Origin of the sequence: Floricoccus penangensis (genome assembly GCF_001832885.1) — a bacterium.
GTDB lineage: Bacteria > Bacillota > Bacilli > Lactobacillales > Streptococcaceae > Floricoccus > Floricoccus penangensis.
The window spans coordinates 1-1806 of sequence record NZ_MKIQ01000021.1; the positions used below are offsets into that span (position 1 = coordinate 1).

The following is a 1806-nucleotide window of genomic DNA, read 5'->3' on the forward strand; positions in this document are numbered from 1 at the left end:
TCGTTGTCAACTACTTTTTTAAAGTTTTTTTAACAACCAGTTATTTCGACTTGTCGCTCTCTCGAGACAACTTCATTATTCTATCATCAGACTTTATCTTTGTCAACTACTTTTTAAAACTTTTTCACAAGTTTTTTCTTAGTAGCAAAACAGAGGCTATTCAAAGCTTTTACACAAAGAAAACTTTGACCACTAATAATAAAGATAAGTACAAAATTCATTTCATAGAATGAATTTGTTCAATACTACTTTTATAAAAAATATTTGATAAAAATAATATTAAATAGTTGGGTTCTTAGTAATTCTTTCAACATTATCAGTTGTACTCTCATTTAACTACATTACTTAATTAAAGAATATCAATTTAAAACAGATAATAAACACTATACTTGTCAGTTATTCGTAGGTCTTTCATTTTTGAAATTCTACTGAGTGGTTTTTATATTAAAAAATTTGAAAATAAAATCCAAAAATATAAACGTAGGAACTGTTATATACTCAGATATTAAATTATCAAGCCTAATAATGATATGGAGACTACTGTATACCCCCGAAAAACTTTAAATCCTTTACAATAATTTAAAGATAAAAATACTTTTAACTTAGTTTATCTATAAAACTACTAATTTTTACTAAAAACTTATTTTAGATATTTTTAATGTATAGAAAAAAATTCAACTTTATCAATATGTAACTGCCTTATGAAAATTTCATTTTCTATATATAGTTTCTTAGAATTTAATTTGAACTTATTATAAATAAAAATATAAAATAAACTTAATTTATTTCCCAAATTTTTTACTAATTTTATCTCTGCTATAAAAAAATATAAATCGTATAAACTTAGTTGTCATAGAAAACATTATGTATAACTATATATTACATTCTAATTAAGCTTAGTGAATTCAATTAATTTTGATACTTCCTAACATAATACATTAGAAGATAATTTTGTCTTGAAATCATACCATTAACAAGTTTTTGAACTGCAGTATAGGTCTCAAACCTATGATAGATAGATTCTAAACCTAGTACTTCAACAAGTCAACTATCATTTCCTTTTTGAAAAATATATTAAATCAATATATCCTCTTTTAAATAAACATAATTAATAAATTAAAAAATAACATGACTATTCTTCCAACTACTTCTATTCTTCTTTTATCCAAATTCATAATACTTACAATAAATGGTAAACTTTAAAAAATACAATATTAAATAATTCTATCCCTAATTATAATTGACTAATAAAATATTTATTATATATCAAGCATAAACGATTCAATATAACTATCTAAAAATTTAAAAAAACTTTGCATTTACTAACCTTCACTAATTTTCAATTCAATTCGCGATTCAGACTCAATAGATATATATAATATACATTGATAGGGCTAAAAATAGAATATCAAGTAAGCCAGCATACACTATACAAAAGCCAAAATTTTGCACAAAAAAAGTACTTCAGAAGAAGTACAAGATAATATTACTCCGGCAGTAGGACTCGAACCTACGACATCATGATTAACAGTCATGCGCTACTACCAACTGAGCTATGCCGGAATACTATTGAATATAATAAAAAATTCTCAATTGCTCAAGAAAGTCTTATCAAATATTCGCTTGGCACCTACCATATCTCACAGGGGGCAACCCCCAACTACTTCCGGCGTTATGAGACTTAACTTCTGGGTTCGGCATGTAACCAGGTGTATCTCTCATGCTATTGGCACCAAACTATGCGTAATTGTTTTTCAATCACTCAAAATTGAATAATTTCTTCATATAACTTCCATAAACTTCTAT

The 1806-nt window shown here is 25.4% G+C and carries 1 tRNA gene and 1 rRNA gene; both read right to left on the bottom strand.

What is annotated here, in order from left to right:
- Positions 1-1489: 1489 nt before the first annotated feature.
- Positions 1490-1563: transfer RNA gene (locus BG262_RS03285), tRNA-Asn, on the bottom strand.
- A gap of 58 nt (positions 1564-1621) precedes the next feature.
- Positions 1622-1737: ribosomal RNA gene (gene rrf / locus BG262_RS03290) — 5S ribosomal RNA — on the bottom strand.
- Between the last annotated feature and the right edge of the window lie 69 nt (positions 1738-1806).